This window comes from Rhodanobacter soli (genome assembly GCF_040548735.1).
Lineage (GTDB): Bacteria > Pseudomonadota > Gammaproteobacteria > Xanthomonadales > Rhodanobacteraceae > Rhodanobacter > Rhodanobacter soli_A.
The window spans coordinates 665,719-680,452 of sequence record NZ_JBEPSD010000001.1; the positions used below are offsets into that span (position 1 = coordinate 665,719).

Annotated in this window: 13 protein-coding genes; 7 read left to right on the forward strand and 6 right to left on the reverse strand. The window is 68.2% G+C overall.

The genetic code is table 11. The features are described from left to right. Positions 1 to 7: 7 nt before the first annotated feature. The gene (locus ABIE04_RS03130; RefSeq protein WP_354547115.1) at positions 8 to 283 is read right to left on the reverse strand and encodes a GNAT family N-acetyltransferase; all 276 of its coding nucleotides are present in this window, start codon (positions 281 to 283) and stop codon (positions 8 to 10) included. Between the two features lie 148 nt (positions 284 to 431). Here ABIE04_RS03130 and ABIE04_RS03135 point away from each other — a divergent pair, with 148 nt between their 5' ends. Continuing rightward, positions 432 to 857 (forward strand): OsmC family protein, encoded by a 426-nt coding sequence (locus ABIE04_RS03135; RefSeq protein WP_354547116.1) that lies wholly within the window; start codon positions 432 to 434, stop codon positions 855 to 857. An 11-nt stretch (positions 858 to 868) separates the two neighbouring features. On the opposite strand, the gene ABIE04_RS03140 is transcribed toward ABIE04_RS03135, so the two are convergent. Then, positions 869 to 1,963: a 3-deoxy-7-phosphoheptulonate synthase gene (locus tag ABIE04_RS03140; protein WP_354547117.1), complete on the reverse strand. Its 1,095-nt coding sequence runs from the start codon at positions 1,961 to 1,963 to the stop codon at positions 869 to 871. Positions 1,964 to 2,198: 235 nt separating this feature from the next. Between ABIE04_RS03140 and ABIE04_RS03145 the strand changes: the two genes are divergently transcribed. The 6 genes from ABIE04_RS03145 to ABIE04_RS03170 all read left to right on the forward strand — a co-directional run bounded on the left by ABIE04_RS03145 (position 2,199) and on the right by ABIE04_RS03170 (position 9,625). Continuing rightward, complete coding sequence (locus tag ABIE04_RS03145; protein WP_354547118.1) at positions 2,199 to 3,122, forward strand: oxygenase MpaB family protein; 924 nt, start codon at positions 2,199 to 2,201, stop codon at positions 3,120 to 3,122. Positions 3,123 to 3,198: 76 nt separating this feature from the next. Continuing rightward, positions 3,199 to 5,073, forward strand: coding sequence for a 3'-5' exonuclease (locus tag ABIE04_RS03150; RefSeq protein ID WP_354547119.1), 1,875 nt, complete (start codon positions 3,199 to 3,201; stop codon positions 5,071 to 5,073). Positions 5,074 to 5,309: 236 nt separating this feature from the next. Continuing rightward, positions 5,310 to 7,484 carry a TonB-dependent siderophore receptor gene (locus tag ABIE04_RS03155; protein ID WP_354547120.1) on the forward strand — a complete coding sequence of 725 codons (2,175 nt, stop codon included), beginning with the start codon at positions 5,310 to 5,312 and terminating at the stop codon, positions 7,482 to 7,484. A 9-nt stretch (positions 7,485 to 7,493) separates the two neighbouring features. Continuing rightward, positions 7,494 to 7,781, forward strand: a complete 288-nt coding sequence (locus ABIE04_RS03160) for a hypothetical protein (protein WP_354547121.1) — start codon at positions 7,494 to 7,496, stop codon at positions 7,779 to 7,781. Next, positions 7,781 to 8,044 (forward strand): hypothetical protein, encoded by a 264-nt coding sequence (locus ABIE04_RS03165; RefSeq protein ID WP_354547122.1) that lies wholly within the window; start codon positions 7,781 to 7,783, stop codon positions 8,042 to 8,044. The genes ABIE04_RS03160 and ABIE04_RS03165 overlap by 1 nt, the downstream gene beginning before the upstream one ends. 24 nt (positions 8,045 to 8,068) lie before the next feature. Beyond that, on the forward strand, positions 8,069 to 9,625 hold the full coding sequence (locus tag ABIE04_RS03170) for a PepSY-associated TM helix domain-containing protein (protein WP_354547123.1): 1,557 nt from the start codon (positions 8,069 to 8,071) through the stop codon (positions 9,623 to 9,625). Here ABIE04_RS03170 and nadD read toward each other — a convergent pair. Genes nadD through leuS form a run of 4 tightly spaced genes read right to left on the reverse strand, consistent with a single transcriptional unit; the run spans position 9,613 to position 14,605 of the window. After that, positions 9,613 to 10,260: a nicotinate-nucleotide adenylyltransferase gene (gene nadD, locus ABIE04_RS03175; protein WP_354547124.1), complete on the reverse strand. Its 648-nt coding sequence runs from the start codon at positions 10,258 to 10,260 to the stop codon at positions 9,613 to 9,615. The two genes, ABIE04_RS03170 and nadD, sit on opposite strands and share 13 nt — an antisense overlap. A gap of 48 nt (positions 10,261 to 10,308) precedes the next feature. Beyond that, entirely contained in the window at positions 10,309 to 11,319 is a 1,011-nt protein-coding gene (holA, locus tag ABIE04_RS03180) for a DNA polymerase III subunit delta (RefSeq protein WP_354547125.1), read from the reverse strand. After that, on the reverse strand, positions 11,319 to 11,867 hold the full coding sequence (gene lptE / locus ABIE04_RS03185; RefSeq protein ID WP_354547126.1) for an LPS assembly lipoprotein LptE: 549 nt from the start codon (positions 11,865 to 11,867) through the stop codon (positions 11,319 to 11,321). Before lptE ends, holA begins: the two co-directional genes overlap by 1 nt. A gap of 5 nt (positions 11,868 to 11,872) precedes the next feature. Further along, positions 11,873 to 14,605: a leucine--tRNA ligase gene (leuS, locus tag ABIE04_RS03190; RefSeq protein ID WP_354547127.1), complete on the reverse strand. Its 2,733-nt coding sequence runs from the start codon at positions 14,603 to 14,605 to the stop codon at positions 11,873 to 11,875. Between the last annotated feature and the right edge of the window lie 129 nt (positions 14,606 to 14,734).

Here is a 14,734-nt window from a genome sequence, read left to right on the forward strand (position 1 = left end):
CGGTGTTTCAGCCGAGCAGGTCGTGGTATTCCGGATGCCGCTGCATCCACGCGGCAGCATACGAGCAGGCCGGCACCACCTTCCAGCCTTCGGCACGCGCCGTGATCATCGCCTCCTGCATCAGGGCGGCAGCGATGCCGCGCCCACCGACCGCGGCCGGCACTTCGGTGTGGGTGATCGTCATCACGCCGGCGGCCAGGGTGTAGTCGAGCAGGCACGGCATGTCTTCCACGCGGGTTTCGAAGCGACGGGCGACGCGGTCGTGCTGGATGGCGAGCGGCATGCAAACTCCCGATCGGAAGACGATCGACAAGCATACGACGTGCACGGGGCAACCGGGCGTGAAGTCGGGATGCCGGTTCGTTCGCGCCGGCTGCATGCGCTGTCGGGCACGGTGGGTCCTTGTCCGCATCACCCCACAGGAGAACCCCATGAAACGATCCGCATCCGCACACTGGTCCGGCGGCATCAAGGACGGCCAGGGCACGATCACGACCGAAACGGGCGTGCTGAGCGAAGCCACCTACGGTTTCAAGTCGCGCTTCGAGGACGGCCCCGGCACCAACCCGGAGGAACTCATCGCGGCGGCGCATGCCGGCTGCTACTCGATGGCGCTTTCGCTGGGACTGGGCAATGCCGGCTTCACCGCCGACAGCATCGACACCAAGGCGGCGGTGACCCTGGCCAAGGACGGCGACGGCTTCACCATCACCACGGTGGATCTCAGTTGCCGCGCCAAGGTACCGGGCATCGACGCGGCCACCTTCGACAGCATCGCGCAGGCGACCAAACTGGCCTGCCCGGTGTCCAAGGTGCTGAAGGCCGAGATCACGCTGGACGCCCGGCTGGAAGGCTGACTGTCTTCGGCTCAGGCGGCGATCTCCGCCGCGGAAGGCAGGACCGCGCCGGCTTCGACCCGCCGGCGCTGGCGCACCGCCTGCGCCAGCCGCTGCAGCACTTGCACGGAACTGTCCCAGTCGATGCAGCCGTCGGTGATGCTCTGGCCGTAACGCAGCGGCTGGCCGGGTTGCAGTTCCTGGCGGCCGCCGAGCAGGTGGCTTTCCACCATTACGCCGAGGATGCGCCGCTCGCCGGCGGCGATCCGCGCGGCGATGTCCTCGGCCACCAGTGGCTGGTTCTCCGGCTTCTTGCCGCTGTTGGCATGGCTGACGTCGATCATCACCCGCCCGGCCAGGCCGGCCTTGTCGATCGCCGCACACGCGGCGCCGACGCTGGCCGCGTCGTAGTTCGGCACCTTGCCGCCGCGCAGGATCACATGGCAGTCGCCATTGCCGCTGGTGGTGGCGACGGCGGCCTGGCCGTCCTTGGTCACCGCCATGAAATGATGCGGCTGCGACGCGGCGTGCACCGCATCCACCGCGATCTTCACGTTGCCGTCGGTGCCGTTCTTGAAACCGACCGGGCAGGACAGCCCCGAGGCCAGCTCGCGATGCACCTGGCTTTCGGTGGTGCGCGCGCCGATCGCGCCCCACGCCACCAGGTCGGCGATGTATTGCGGCGTGATCATGTCGAGGAACTCGCAACCGGCCGGCACGCCCAGCGCGTTGATGTCGCGCAGCAGGCTGCGGGCGATGCGCAATCCCTTGTCGATCTGGAAGCTGCCGTCGAGGTCGGGGTCGTTGATCAGCCCCTTCCAGCCGACCGTGGTGCGCGGCTTCTCGAAGTACACCCGCATCACGATCTCCAGCGCATCGCCGAGCTCGCGGCGCAGCGGCGCCAGCCGGCCGGCGTACTCCAGCGCGGCGCGGGTGTCGTGGATCGAGCACGGACCGATCACCACCGCGAGACGGTCGTCGCTGCCGGCGAGAATGCCGTGCAGCGCCTGTCGCGAGGCATCAACGGTGGCCATTGCCGCGTCGGTGACGGCGCAGTCGCGCATCACCTCGGCCGGTGTGCTGAGGCGGGTGATGGCGCGGATGCGCAGGTCGTCGGTGGTGTGCATGGCGGCTCTCCTGGAGGATTTTCAGGCGGCGGCCATAAAAAAACCGCCCTGTGGTGGCGGTTCGGTGTGGTTGTGTCGATCAGTTCAAAACGATCGCGCCCGCGCCGCCGCCGTTGGCTTCGGATAGCCGTAAAACCAGAAATACAGGCGGGCGGTGGCGGAATGCATGGCGACATAGATAACACAATGGACGTCCAAATCAAACTCCCGGCCGTCGGGAGGCTAGACTGGCGGCATGCCTTCGCCCCTCGACCTGCTGACCCGTCCCGCCCGCGAACCGATCCGCCGCTGGGTCCTCAAGGCCTTTCCGCGCGCCGATACCGGCAGCGTCGACTACGACCATCCGCACGGCGATCCCGGCCTGTTCGGACCGCACAGCGCGACCTGGCGCGTGCACTCGGACTTCCCCGGCATGCTGGCCGGCGGCCTCGCCGCGCTGACCCTGCAGACGCTGCACCCGCTGGCGCTGGCCGGGGTGTGGGACCACTCCAACTTCCGCGGCGACCTGCTCGGCCGGCTGCGCCGCACCACCGCCTTCGTGAGCGGCACCACCTACGCGCCGCGCGCACAGGCCGAGGCGCTGATCGAACACGTGCGGCAGATCCACGCGCACATCACCGGCCATGGGGAAGATGGCCGTCCGTACTCGGCGGACGATCCCGACCTGCTCACCTGGGTCCACGTCAGCGAGGCCTGCTGCTTCCTGCAAGGCTACCGCCGCTACAGCCACATCGCGATGCCGGCCGGCGCGGCCGACCGCTATTACGACGAGGTGCGGCGGATCGCCGAGACGCTCGGCGCGCGCGATGTGCCCGCGTCCGAACGCGAGGTGACCGAATACTTCCGGCGCATCCAGCCCGAGCTGGCTTTCACCGAACGCTCGCGCGTCGTGCTCGGGCTGCTGGGACAGGTGCGCCTGCCGGTGCCGGCGGCCAGCCTCTCGCGCGACCTGTTTCTGCTCGCCGGCCACGCCCTGCTGCCGGACTGGGCGGTCCGGATGCTGGGCCACACATCGCGCCAGCAGCGCCAGGCGCGGCTGGCGGCGCACGCGTTGTGGTCGATCGCGCCGGTATTTCGCGCGGCGCTGAAGGACGGCATCGCCAGCCGCGCCTGTCGGCGCGTGGACATGCCGTCGGAGCAATTGCAGCGCTGGGCGTAGCTCCGCGCCGTCCATCGGCATTGACAGCGTCACCCTATCGGCTAACGTCGACTGCTAACGTCAGTCAGGGACTCCCGTGGCAACCCTCATTCCGACTCGCAATGGCTGCCTGCCGCGGATGACCGGCGGCGAAAAGCGCTTCTCCGAACGACTGGAACAGAAGCTCGAGGACGACTACCTGCTGTGGTACGACGTGCCGGTCGGACTGAAGCAGCGACGCCCGGATTTCGTGGTGTTCCACCCGCGCCGCGGCATGCTGGTGCTGGAGGTGAAGGACTGGAAGCCGGACACCATCCGCCACGCCGACAGCACCCAGTTCACTTTGGTCACCGAGCGCGGCCTGGTCAAGGAGAACAACCCCCTGCTGCAGGCACGCGCGTACGCGCTGGAGATCGGCGTGGTGCTGGAGCGCGACCCCGCGCTGCGCCATCCGCCTTCCAGCCGCCATGCCGGCAAGCTGCTGATGCCGTGGGCGTACGGCGTGGTGCTGGCCAACATCAGCCGCAAGCAGTTCGTCGACGGTGCGCTCGATGCGGTGATCCCGGAACACCTGGCCATCTGCCGCGACGAGATCTACGACACGGTCGAAGCGGAGGCCTTCCAGGAACGGCTGTGGGCGATGTTCCCGCAGGTGTTTCCGGTGGCGCTGACCCTGCCGCAGATCGACCGCGTGCGCTGGCACCTGTTCCCGGAGATCCGGGTGGCGCCGGGCGAAGGCCAGTTCGGTTTGTTCGACCAGCCGGCCGATGCCGCCGCGCGGCCGCTGCAGATCCCCGACCTGGTCAAGGTGATGGACGCGCAGCAGGAGCAGCTCGCCCGTTCGCTCGGCGACGAGCACCGGATCATCCACGGCGTCGCCGGTTCCGGAAAAACCATGATCCTCGGCTTCCGCGCGATGCAGCTGGCGCGCGAGCTGTCCAAGCCGATCCTGGTGCTCTGCTACAACAAGACGCTGGCGGCGCGCCTCGACCAGCTGCTCGGCGAGCGCGGCCTCAGCGAGAAGGTGCAGGTCTACAACTTCCACAAGTGGTGCCGCAAGATGCTCACCGCCTACCACGTGGACCTGCCCGCGCAGGGCAGCGCGGACTTTTTCGAACAGATGGTGCAGCGGGTGATCGACGGCGTCGAACGCGGCCAGATCCCGCGCTTCCAGTACGGCGCGGTGCTGGTCGACGAAGGCCACGACTTCGAGCCGGACTGGTACAAGCTGATCGTGCAGATGATCGACCCGAACACCAACTCGCTGCTGGTGCTGTACGACGACGCGCAGAACATCAACGGCAGCGCCAGCCGGCGCAAGTTCACCTGGAAAAGTCTCGGCGTGCAGGCGCAGGGCCGCACCACCATCCTCAAGCTCAACTACCGCAACACGCTGGAAATCCTTTCCGTCGCGCGCAGCTTCGCCAACGAACTGCTGCACGCGGATGCAGGCGAGGACGACGGCGTGCCGCTGATCGCGCCGGAAAGCGCCGGCCGCCGCGGCGCGGTGCCGGAGCTGATCCGTGTCGATAGCGCCGGTGCCGAGCTGACGGTATTGGTCGGCCAGATTCGCGACGAACTGGCGCATGGCCGCCCGCTCGACGACATCGCGGTGATCTACCGCTTCAACTGGCAGGGCGACAAGCTGCGCACCGCGCTGGAACAGGCCGGCCTCGCCTGCCGGCTGGCCGACGACAAGGGCGGCAAGGGCGCGCTGTTCGTGGTCAGGGACTGCATCAAGCTGGTCAGCATGCATTCCAGCAAGGGCCTGGAATTTCCGCTGGTGATCATTCCCCACCTGGGCATGATGCCGAAGCCTGGCGAAGACGAGGCGCACGAGGCCCGCCTGCTCTACGTCGCGATGACCCGCGCCACCGAACGGCTGCTGCTGATCCATCACGAAGACTCGGTGTTCAGCGCCCGCATCCGCGCCTCGATCAACGACGTGACGGCACAGCTGGCCGGCGCCTGAGCCGGCTTCCCGCGACACTCCGCCACGGAGCATGCCCACAACCGTGATTGCTGAACGGCGCGGCCCTCTCTACAATAAGAATCATTCTCACTTGATGCCGCCTCGTGCCCACGAGCTGCGCCAGCTCGTGCAGAAAGACAGCCATCGCGCGGTGGTGGCCTGGTCGATCTCGACCGTGACCCGCACCGACGCGAGCAGCCAGCCCGATCCACGCAAGCCTGTCCACAAGGTTCCCGATGTCACCGCTTCCCGTTCTGCCCGTTTCGAGCGCCGCCGCCACGCGCCACCCTTCCGCACTGCCGCGCGCGATCCGCACGGCCCTGTTCGGCTTGCCCTTGATGGCGGCACTGGCGCTGCCCGCGCACGCCGCCGACACCACGACCGACACGCAGCAGAAAACCGCGAAAACGCTCGAAGGGGTACAGGTCACCGCACCGATCGCCAAGGACAGCGACTCGGTGACCAAGACCGATACGCCGATCATCGAGATCCCGCAGTCGGTCTCGGTGATCACCGACGAGCAGATGAGCCTGCGCGGGATCCAGGGCATCGAGGAAGCGGTGTGGTACACCGCTGGTGCGCAGGGTGGCGGCTACGGCCCCGACTCGCGCAGCGACTGGCTGCTGGTGCGCGGCTTCACCCCCGCGCGCTACATGGACGGCCTGGCGCTGGCCGACGGTTCGGGCACCGGCATCACCCGTATCGAGCCGTACGGACTGGAGCGGCTGGAAGTGCTGAAGGGGCCGTCCTCGGTGGTCTACGGCGCGATGCCGCCGGGCGGCATGGTCAACATGGTCAGCAAGCGTCCCACGGAGCAACCGCTGCATGAGGTGGGCGTCGAGGTCGGCAGTTTCGACCTGCGCCAGGGCACGTTCGATTTCGGCGGCCCGCTGACCGATTCGGGCACCCTGCTGTACCGGCTCACCGGCCTGGCGCGCAACAGCGACACCATGGTCGACCACATCAAGGACGACCGCTATTACCTCGCCCCGGCGCTGACCTGGAAGCCCAGCAACAGCACCTCGTTGACCGTGCTGTCGCACTTCCAGAAAGCCAACACCGCCTCCGGTGGCGGTTTCCTGCCGGCCTCGGGCACCTTGCTGCCGAACCCCAACGGCAAGATCCCGCGCGACCGCTTCACCGGCGAGCCGGGCCAGAACGACTACGACAAGACCATCGCCTCGATCGGCTACGAGTTCCACCACGACTTCGCCAGCGGCCTGGCGTTCAACCAGAACCTGCGCTACGGCAAGGCCGACGTCGACAACAACGGCGGCAACGTGGGCGCGTTCGGCCTGCTCGGCGACGGCCGCACCCTGCTGCGTTACCTGTTCCCGAACGAGAACCACACCAAGACCTTCGGCGTCGACAACAACCTGCAATACACCTTCGACAGCGGCAGCGTGCAGCACATCGTGCTGGCCGGCGTGGACTACCGCCGCGCGAACGACGACTACGCCTCCGCATTCGACTTCAACGTCGCCGGGCTGGACGTGTTCGATCCGGTCTACGGCAGCCCGGTGACCGTTCCGGCCTACACCAGCCACACCGTGCAGACGCAGTCGCAGCTGGGCGTGTACCTGCAGGATCAGATCAAGCTGGGCCGTTGGGGCATCACCCTCGGCGGCCGCCAGGATCACGTGAAGACCGACACCGACAACCTGCTCGGCGGCAGCACCGCACAGCAGACCGACGACGCGTTCTCCGGCCGTGTCGGCGTCAATTACCTGTTCGACAATGGGTTGGCGCCGTACGTATCGTGGTCGCATTCGTTCCAGCCCACCGTGGGCACCGACTTCGCCGGCAAGGCCTTCGAGCCCACCACCGGCGACCAGTACGAAGCCGGCCTGAAGTTCCAGCCGGCCAGCGGCAACGGCCTGCTCACCGCGTCGGTCTACCAGATCACCCAGCAGAACTCGCTGACGATCGACCCCAATCACACGCTGTACCAGGTGCAGCAGGGCGAGACCCGCCTGCGCGGCCTCGAACTGGAAGGGCGCTGGAACATCGGCACCAACCTCAGCGTGTACGGCGACTACACGTACAGCGATTCGAAAGTCACCCGCACCAACGACCTGCCCTCGCTGGGCAAGCAGATCGCCCTGCTGCCGAAGCAACAGGCCTCGCTGGGCGCCGACTACACCATCGTCGGCGGAACATTGGCCGGGCTCGGCTTCGGCGGTGGCGTGCGCTACGTCGGCGACCACTACGGCGACATCTACAACGACTGGAAGACGCCGGCATACACCCTGTTCGACGCCGCCGTGCACTACGACGTGGGCGGCTGGCGGCTGCAGTTGAACGCCAGCAACCTGTTCGACAAGGAGTACGTTTCGGCCTGCAACAGCGCCGTCTGGTGCTACTACGGCTACGCGCGCACGGTCACCGCCAGCGCGCGTTACCGCTGGTAAGGCACCGGCATGATCAGCCTGCTGGCCTTCGTGTTCGCGGCGTGCTCCGCCATCGCGTGGTACGCCGCCTCGCCGCATTGCCTGTGGCCCGCGCTGCGCGGCCACCCGCGTGCGGCGCGCGTCGCCGGCAGCGTGCTGGCGCTGCTGTCGCTGGTGAGCTGGATCGACGTGCTTGGCGGCGCCGCCGGACTGTGCGCGATGCTGGCCAGCTGGATGCTGGCGCTGGCGGTGCAACCCTACCTGGCATGGTTCATCGGCACGCCGGACGCGGACGTCACCGTGGTGGAGAAGGACTGATGTGGGCCCGTGCCGGCGCCGGCGTGCTGCCGGGTTTCTTCCTTGCCGCCGCCCTGATCGGCCTGCTCGGCTGGCTGCTTCCCGGACCGTGGGAATCGACCATGGTGGCCGGGCTGACCGCGTTCTTCCCGTTGTGGATCGGGGTGATCTGCGCGGCGTTCCGGTTCTCCAGCGGCAGACGCGCGTGGCTATGGCTGGGCGGTTTGGCGCTGCTCGCGCTGGGCTTGCTGTGGCTGCTGCAGACGTCCGGCTGGGTCCGTTGAGATCGTCCGCATGAAACTGCCCACATGAAATTGAAGCCGGCCACCCTGCGCACCTTCACCACGCTGCATTCGTGGATGGGGCTGGTCGCCGGCTTCGCGTTGTTCGTGGCGTTCTACGCCGGCGCGATCACGGTGTTCCATCAGCCGCTGCAGCAATGGGCGACACCGCGCACCGCCGCCATCGGCTCGCTCGACGACGCACAACGTCTGCTCGACGATGTGCTGGCACGGCATCCGGAAGCGCGCGAGCACGTGGGCATGACGTTCCCCGGCTACGAACTGGCGCAGCCCACCGCGTACTGGCAGGACCGCCACGGCACCTGGCTGTTTGCCACCCCGGACCATCTGGCCGGCAACCCGACCCCACCCGGCGCCAGCCTGCCCGAACTGATCAACCAGCTGCATTACATGCTGGGCATTCCCGTCGCCGGCACCTGGCTGATGGGCGTCGTCAGCCTGCTGTACGGCATCGCGCTGGTATCCGGCTTCGTGATCCATCTGCCGCGGCTGGTCAAGGACCTGTTCGCGTTGCGCCCCGGGCGCAACCTCAAGCGCTTCTGGCAGGACGCGCACAACGTGATCGGCTTGCTGAGCCTGCCGTTCCACATCGTGTTCGCGGTCACCGGCGCGCTGCTGTGCCTGATGTTCGTGCTGATGCTGGCGCTGAACCCGCTGATCTACGACGGCAAGCTGATGGCCGCCTCGGCGGCGGCGATGGACACCGCGCCGATCGTGCAGAAGGCCGGCGTCGCCAGGCCGCTGTCGCCGCTGGCAAGCTGGCATGCGCGTTCGATCGAGGTGGCGCGCGACCAGGGCATCGCCGACTTCGTGCCGGGCTACCTCAAGCTGGCGCATGCCGGCGATGCGCACGCGGTGGTCGAGATCACCGGCACCGCGCCACGCGGGCTGGGCGGCGGCGCGGTGGCGCTCGACGCGACCAGCGGCGCCGTGATCGCCACCCAGTTGCCCGGCGCGCGCGATGCCAACCACGCCACCCTGGCGGCGGTGTATGCGCTGCATTTCGGCGACTACGGCAACGTCGCGGTGCAGTGGCTGTACTTCCTGCTCGGGCTGGGTGGCGCGTTCCTGTTCTACTCGGGCAACCTGCTGTGGATCGAATCGCGGCGCAAGCGTCGCCAGGCGGAACAAGGCCGCTCGTCGATCATCATGGCGCGGGCCACCGTGGGCATCTGCATCGGCGTCTGCGTGGCGGTTTCCGCCGCCTTCGTCGCTGCGCAACTGCTGCCCTGGCTGGGCTGGAACGTCGGCGCGGGCGAGCGCTGGGCCTGCTTCGGCAGTTGGGCGCTGTGCGCGATATGGGCGTCGTGGCGCACGCCGTCGCGCGCGGCACAGGAACTGCTGTGGCTGGCTGCCCTCGTCACCGCGCTCATTCCACTGGCGCATGGCCTCGCCACCGGCTGGTGGTTCTGGCGCAGCGCCGCGGCCGGGCACGGTGCGCTGTTCGCCGTCGACATCGGCGCACTGGCATTGGCCATCGGTTTCGCTGCGCTGGCGCGCGCGACGGCTCGTCGCGGCCGCACCGGCGGAGCGAACAGCGTGTGGGCGGATCAGCGCCGGTAAGGCACCAGCAGTGCGGGATCATCGAACAATCCCGCCGGCAGCAGGTAGCGCGGATCGCGCCCGGCGGCGAGCAGTTCGCGGATGCGCGTGGCGGAGATTTCCAGCGGAGTCACCGCCAGTTCGATGACCTTGCCCGCGGGCAGCGCGCGCAGGCTCGCTGTATCGGCGATGCGCCGTCCGGCCACCTCGCGTTCCAGTGCATCCGGCAGATCGGCGGAAACCCCCGGCCGGCTCAGCACGCCGACATGCGCCGCCTCGAACAATTCGCGCCAGCGATGCCAGCTGGCGAGGCCGGCAAACGCATCGGCACCGAGCAGCAGCACCAGCGGGCGTTCGCCCTGCTCTGCACGCAGTTCGTGCAAGGTGTCGATGGTGAACGACGGGCCGTCACGATCCAGTTCGCGGGTATCAAGCGTGAGCCGCGACTGGCCGTGCAGCGCGGCGCGCAGGATCGCGACGCGCTGTGCCGCCGAAGCGAGCGGCGGCACGCGGTGCGGCGGCACGCTGGCCGGCAGCAGGCGCACCTCGGCGTCGAGCAGTTCGGCCGCTTCCCACGCCACGCTGAGGTGGCCCAGGTGTACCGGGTCGAAGGTGCCGCCGAAGAGTGCCAATGGTTTGCTGGTGGTTTGTGGCAAGAGCTTTACCCCTCCCCAACCCTCCCCTGCACGCAGGGGAGGGAGCGGTCATGCGAGCGCCCGGGCGGCGCGCGGTTCGGCGATGGCGGCAATCAGCCGTTCGGCTTCCTGCCACGGGTTGCCCTGCTCGCGGCCCTTGACCATGCGGTCGATGCGCGAGGCGCGGGCCAGGCATTGCAGCCAGTGCTCGCGCGGCGCGCGGCGCAGGGCCTGGCGGAACAGGGTTTCGCGCGCCTGCCACAGGTGTTCGGCGCGGATCTGCGCGGCGAGGTCCGGCGCATTCGCCAGGCGCAACGCCAGCTGCAGCTGGTTCACCAGCCAGCCCATCAGCGCCAGCAGTTCGTCGCCTTCGGAGCGCAGCCCGGCGAGGATGCGCAGCGCACGCGCGCCGTCGCCGACGAAGGCGGCGTCGGTGAGCTTGAACACGTCGTAGCGGGCGCTGTCGGCGACCAGGTTTTCCATCTCCGCCGCGTCGACGCGGCCCTGCCCGTGCAGCACGGCGAGCTTGTCGACTTCCTGCGCCGCGGCAAGCAGGTTGCCTTCGACGCGCTCGGCCAGCAGCGCCACCGCATCGGGCGTGGCGGACAGGCCGCGCGAAGCGAGCCGCGCGCTGATCCATGCACCCCACTGGTCCGGCCGCGGCGAGTTGAACACCACCATGGTGCCGCTGGCATCGAGCTTCTTGCTCCAGGCGCCATCGTGCTTGTTGCTCCACTCCATCGCGGTGACCAGCAGGGTGACGTCGGGCGGCGGATCGGCGCAGAACGCGCCGATCGCCTTGGCGCCGTCGATGCCGGGGCGCCCGGTGGGCAGGCGCAGGTCGATCAGCCGACGGGTGGCGAACAGCGACATGCCGGCCGCCGCGCGGGCCAGGTCGTTCCAGTCGAAATGCTGGCCGACCTCGAGCACTTCGCGCTCGCTGTAACCCAGCTTGCGCGCCTGGGCGCGCAACGCATCGGCGGCTTCCAGCACCAGCAGTTGCTCGCCGGCCAGCAGGTACACCGGCTGCAGGCTGCCTGCCGCCAGCGCCTTCTGCCATTGGCCGGGACTGAGTGGCATCAGTGCGTGCTGGCGGCGCTTGCCGGTGCGGCCAGCTCATGTTTTCCGGCGGCCTGCAGGCGGAACAGGATCGCCTGCACCATGTCGTCGTTGAGGCTGCGCTGGATCTCCTCCACCTGCGACGCGTTGCCGACGGTGTTGCTGGCGTCGTAGCTGTACTCGCGCGACATGTCGATGCGCTGGTGCGGTACCAGCACCTGCCCGGCGGGATCGACGACGTCGAACTGCACCTGGTAGCGCACCGCGTATTCGGTGATGCGCACGTAACCGCCGGCGCTCAGCGTCTCGGTGCTGAAGGCCGCCACCGGCACGCGCAGCTCGGCGATGCCCGGGCCGCTGTCGTCCTCGACGGTGACACCGGACGTCTGCAGCGCACGGGCCAGGTGGCGTTCGAACTCGCTGCTGCCGTTGACGGTGAGGTGCACCCGCTGCATCTCGGGCGGCAGGGTCGCGTTCTCGCGCAGGTGGAAACCGCAGGCGCCCAGCGCGAGCGCCGTGACCAGCAGCAGCGAGGCTTGGAACGGACGGCGCGCTTTCATGGAGCTCATGGATTTCATCCTGCGACGATGTTGACGATCTTGCCGGGTACCACGATGACCTTGCGCACCGTCATGCCTTCCAGGAAGTGCGCCACCTGCGGCTGGGCAAGCGCCAGCGCCTCGGCTTCTTCCTTCGAAGCCTGTGCGGCCAGCTCGATGGTAGCGCGCAACTTGCCGTTGATCTGCACCGCCAGGGTGACCGTGTCGCGTACCAGCGCGGCCTGATCCACCTGCGGCCACGGCTGGTCCTCCAGCACGCTCTCGGCATGGCCGAGCACCTGCCACAAGGCATGACTGACGTGCGGCACCACCGGATTGAGCAGCAGCACCATCGCCTCCAGCGCCTCGTGGCGCACCGCGCGGCCCTGCTCGCTCTGGTCGTTGAACTTGCCCAGCGCGTTCAGCAGTTCCATCAGCGCGGCGATCGCGGTGTTGAAGGCGTGGCGCCGGCCGAAATCGTCGCTGACCTTCTGGATCGTCTCGTGCAGCTGGCGGCGCAGGGCCCTCTGGCCCGCGTCCAGCGCGGAGGGATCGACGACGCCTGCGGCGTCACCCCTTCCGCCTTCGGCACCTTCCCCTGCTTGCAGGGGAAGGGACGAAGTGGAGTGGCCTGCGGCCACGCCACCGATACGTGCATGATCCGGACCCGCCGCGTGCGTGGTCACTTCGCGCCACAGCCGCTTGAGGAAGCGCGCCATGCCTTCGACGCCGGCCTCGCTCCACTCCAGCGACTGCTCCGGCGGCGCGGCGAACATCGAGAACAGGCGCACGGTGTCGGCGCCGTACTTGTCCACCATGGTCTGCGGGTCGATGCCGTTGTTCTTCGACTTCGACATCTTCTCGGTGCCGCCGATGTGCACGCTCTGGCCATCCGCCTTGAGCAGCGCGCCGGCGACGCGGCCGCGCTCGTCGCGCTGCACTTCGACCGCGGCCGGGTTGATCCAGTCCTTCGAACCGTCGGCGTTGTCGCGGTAGAACGTCTCGGCGATCACCATGCCCTGGCACAAGAGGTTCCGCGCCGGCTCGTCCGAATGCACCATGCCCGCGTCGCGCAGCAGCTTGTGATAGAAGCGGAAATACAGCAGGTGCATGATCGCGTGCTCGATGCCGCCGATGTACTGGTCGACCGGCAGCCAGTAGTTCGCGCGTTCGTCGATCTGCGCCTCCGCCCCGGGGCTGGTGTAGCGCGCGTAATACCAACTGGACTCCATGAAGGTGTCGAACGTGTCGGTCTCGCGCTCGGCCGGGCCGCCGCACTGCGGGCAGGTGGTCTTGCGCCACTCCGGGTTGGCCTTGATCGGCGACTGCACGCCGCTGAACGCCACGTCTTCGGGCAGCACCACCGGCAGCTGGTCTTCCGGCACCGGCACCGCGCCGCAGGCGGAGCAGTAGATCACCGGGATCGGACAACCCCAGTAGCGCTGGCGGCTGACGCCCCAGTCGCGCAGGCGCCAGTTGACCCGGCGCTGGCCGTTGCCGGCTGCCTCGAGCACGCCGGCGATGTAGTCGAACGCGGCACGGTAGTCCTTGCCGTCCATCGCGCCGGAGTTCACCACACGCATGTCGGCGCGGGTCTTGTCCGAATACCAGTCCTGCCACGTCGACGCGTCGTAGCTCTCGTCGCCGGCGGCAATCACCTGCTTGATCGGCAGGCCGTACTTGTGCGCGAACTCGAAGTCGCGCTGGTCATGGCCGGGCACCGCCATCACCGCGCCGGTGCCGTAGCCCATCAGCACGAAGTTGGCGACCCATACCGGCACGCGCTCGCCGGTGATCGGATGGATCGCATGCAGGCCGGTGGCCATGCCGCGCTTGTCCTGGGTTTCCAGTTCCGCCTCGGACACGCCGCCGTGCTTCAACTCGTCCAGGAAGGCAGCCAGCTTCGGGTTGCCCTGCGCCGCCTTCAGTGCCAGCGGATGCTCGCCGGCGATGGAGACGAAGGTGACGCCCATCAGCGTATCGGGGCGCGTGGTGAACACGGTCAACGGCGTGCTTTCGCCTTCGACGGCGAAGTGGATTTCCAGGCCCTCGCTGCGGCCCAGCCAGTTGCGCTGCATGGTCTTCACCGCGTCGGGCCAGCCCGGCAGGGTGTCCAGGCCGTCCAGCAACTCCTGCGCGTGGCCGGTGATCTTGAGGAACCACTGCGGGATCTCGCGCTTCTCGACGACGGCGCCGGAGCGCCAGCCGCGGCCGTCGACGACCTGCTCGTTGGCCAGCACGGTGTGGTCGACCGGGTCCCAGTTCACCACCGCGTTCTTGCGGTACGCCATGCCCTTCTTCAGCAGGCGAGTGAACATCAGCTGTTCCCAGCGGTAATAGTCCGGGCGGCAGGTGGCGAACTCGCGGCTCCAGTCGATTGCGTAGCCGAGCGACTTCAGCTGGCTGCGCATGTGGTCGATGTTCGCGTAGGTCCACTTCGCCGGCGCGGTGTGGTTCTTGATCGCGGCGTTTTCCGCCGGCAGGCCGAACGCGTCCCAGCCCATCGGCTGCAGCACGTTCTTGCCCTGCATGCGCTGGTAGCGGCTGATCACGTCGCCGATGGTGTAGTTGCGCACGTGGCCCATGTGCAGCGCGCCGGACGGATACGGCAGCATCGAGAGGCAGTAGAACTTCGGCCGCGAGGCATCCTCTTTCACTTCATAGGCGCGCTGCGCATTCCAGTACCGCTGCGCGGCGGCTTCCACCGCCTGGGGGCGATAGGCAGCTTCATCCTGTTCGGGAGAGGTCGGGGCTTGAATGTCCTGCATGATTCCGGTGCCGTTGTGCGGTTGGTGCGAGCCGGCCCAAGCCGGCTGAGTGAACTGGTCAGACTAGCCCAGCGCAGGCCGGGCGCCAAGCTTGTGGCCCTCAGAGCTTGTGAATAAATCCACCTCCTG

What these genes read in the sequence shown, in the direction of transcription:
- ABIE04_RS03140 (WP_354547117.1), bottom strand. Translation starts at nt 1,963, where the DNA reads ATGCACACCACCGACGACCTGCGCATCCGCGCCATCACCCGCCTCAGC.
- ABIE04_RS03155 (WP_354547120.1), top strand. Translation starts at nt 5,310, where the DNA reads ATGTCACCGCTTCCCGTTCTGCCCGTTTCGAGCGCCGCCGCCACGCGC.
- ABIE04_RS03160 (WP_354547121.1), top strand. Translation starts at nt 7,494, where the DNA reads ATGATCAGCCTGCTGGCCTTCGTGTTCGCGGCGTGCTCCGCCATCGCG.
- ABIE04_RS03145 (WP_354547118.1), top strand. Translation starts at nt 2,199, where the DNA reads ATGCCTTCGCCCCTCGACCTGCTGACCCGTCCCGCCCGCGAACCGATC.
- leuS (WP_354547127.1), bottom strand. Translation starts at nt 14,605, where the DNA reads ATGCAGGACATTCAAGCCCCGACCTCTCCCGAACAGGATGAAGCTGCC.
- ABIE04_RS03165 (WP_354547122.1), top strand. Translation starts at nt 7,781, where the DNA reads ATGTGGGCCCGTGCCGGCGCCGGCGTGCTGCCGGGTTTCTTCCTTGCC.
- ABIE04_RS03170 (WP_354547123.1), top strand. Translation starts at nt 8,069, where the DNA reads ATGAAATTGAAGCCGGCCACCCTGCGCACCTTCACCACGCTGCATTCG.
- holA (WP_354547125.1), bottom strand. Translation starts at nt 11,319, where the DNA reads ATGCCACTCAGTCCCGGCCAATGGCAGAAGGCGCTGGCGGCAGGCAGC.
- ABIE04_RS03135 (WP_354547116.1), top strand. Translation starts at nt 432, where the DNA reads ATGAAACGATCCGCATCCGCACACTGGTCCGGCGGCATCAAGGACGGC.
- lptE (WP_354547126.1), bottom strand. Translation starts at nt 11,867, where the DNA reads ATGAGCTCCATGAAAGCGCGCCGTCCGTTCCAAGCCTCGCTGCTGCTG.
- ABIE04_RS03130 (WP_354547115.1), bottom strand. Translation starts at nt 283, where the DNA reads ATGCCGCTCGCCATCCAGCACGACCGCGTCGCCCGTCGCTTCGAAACC.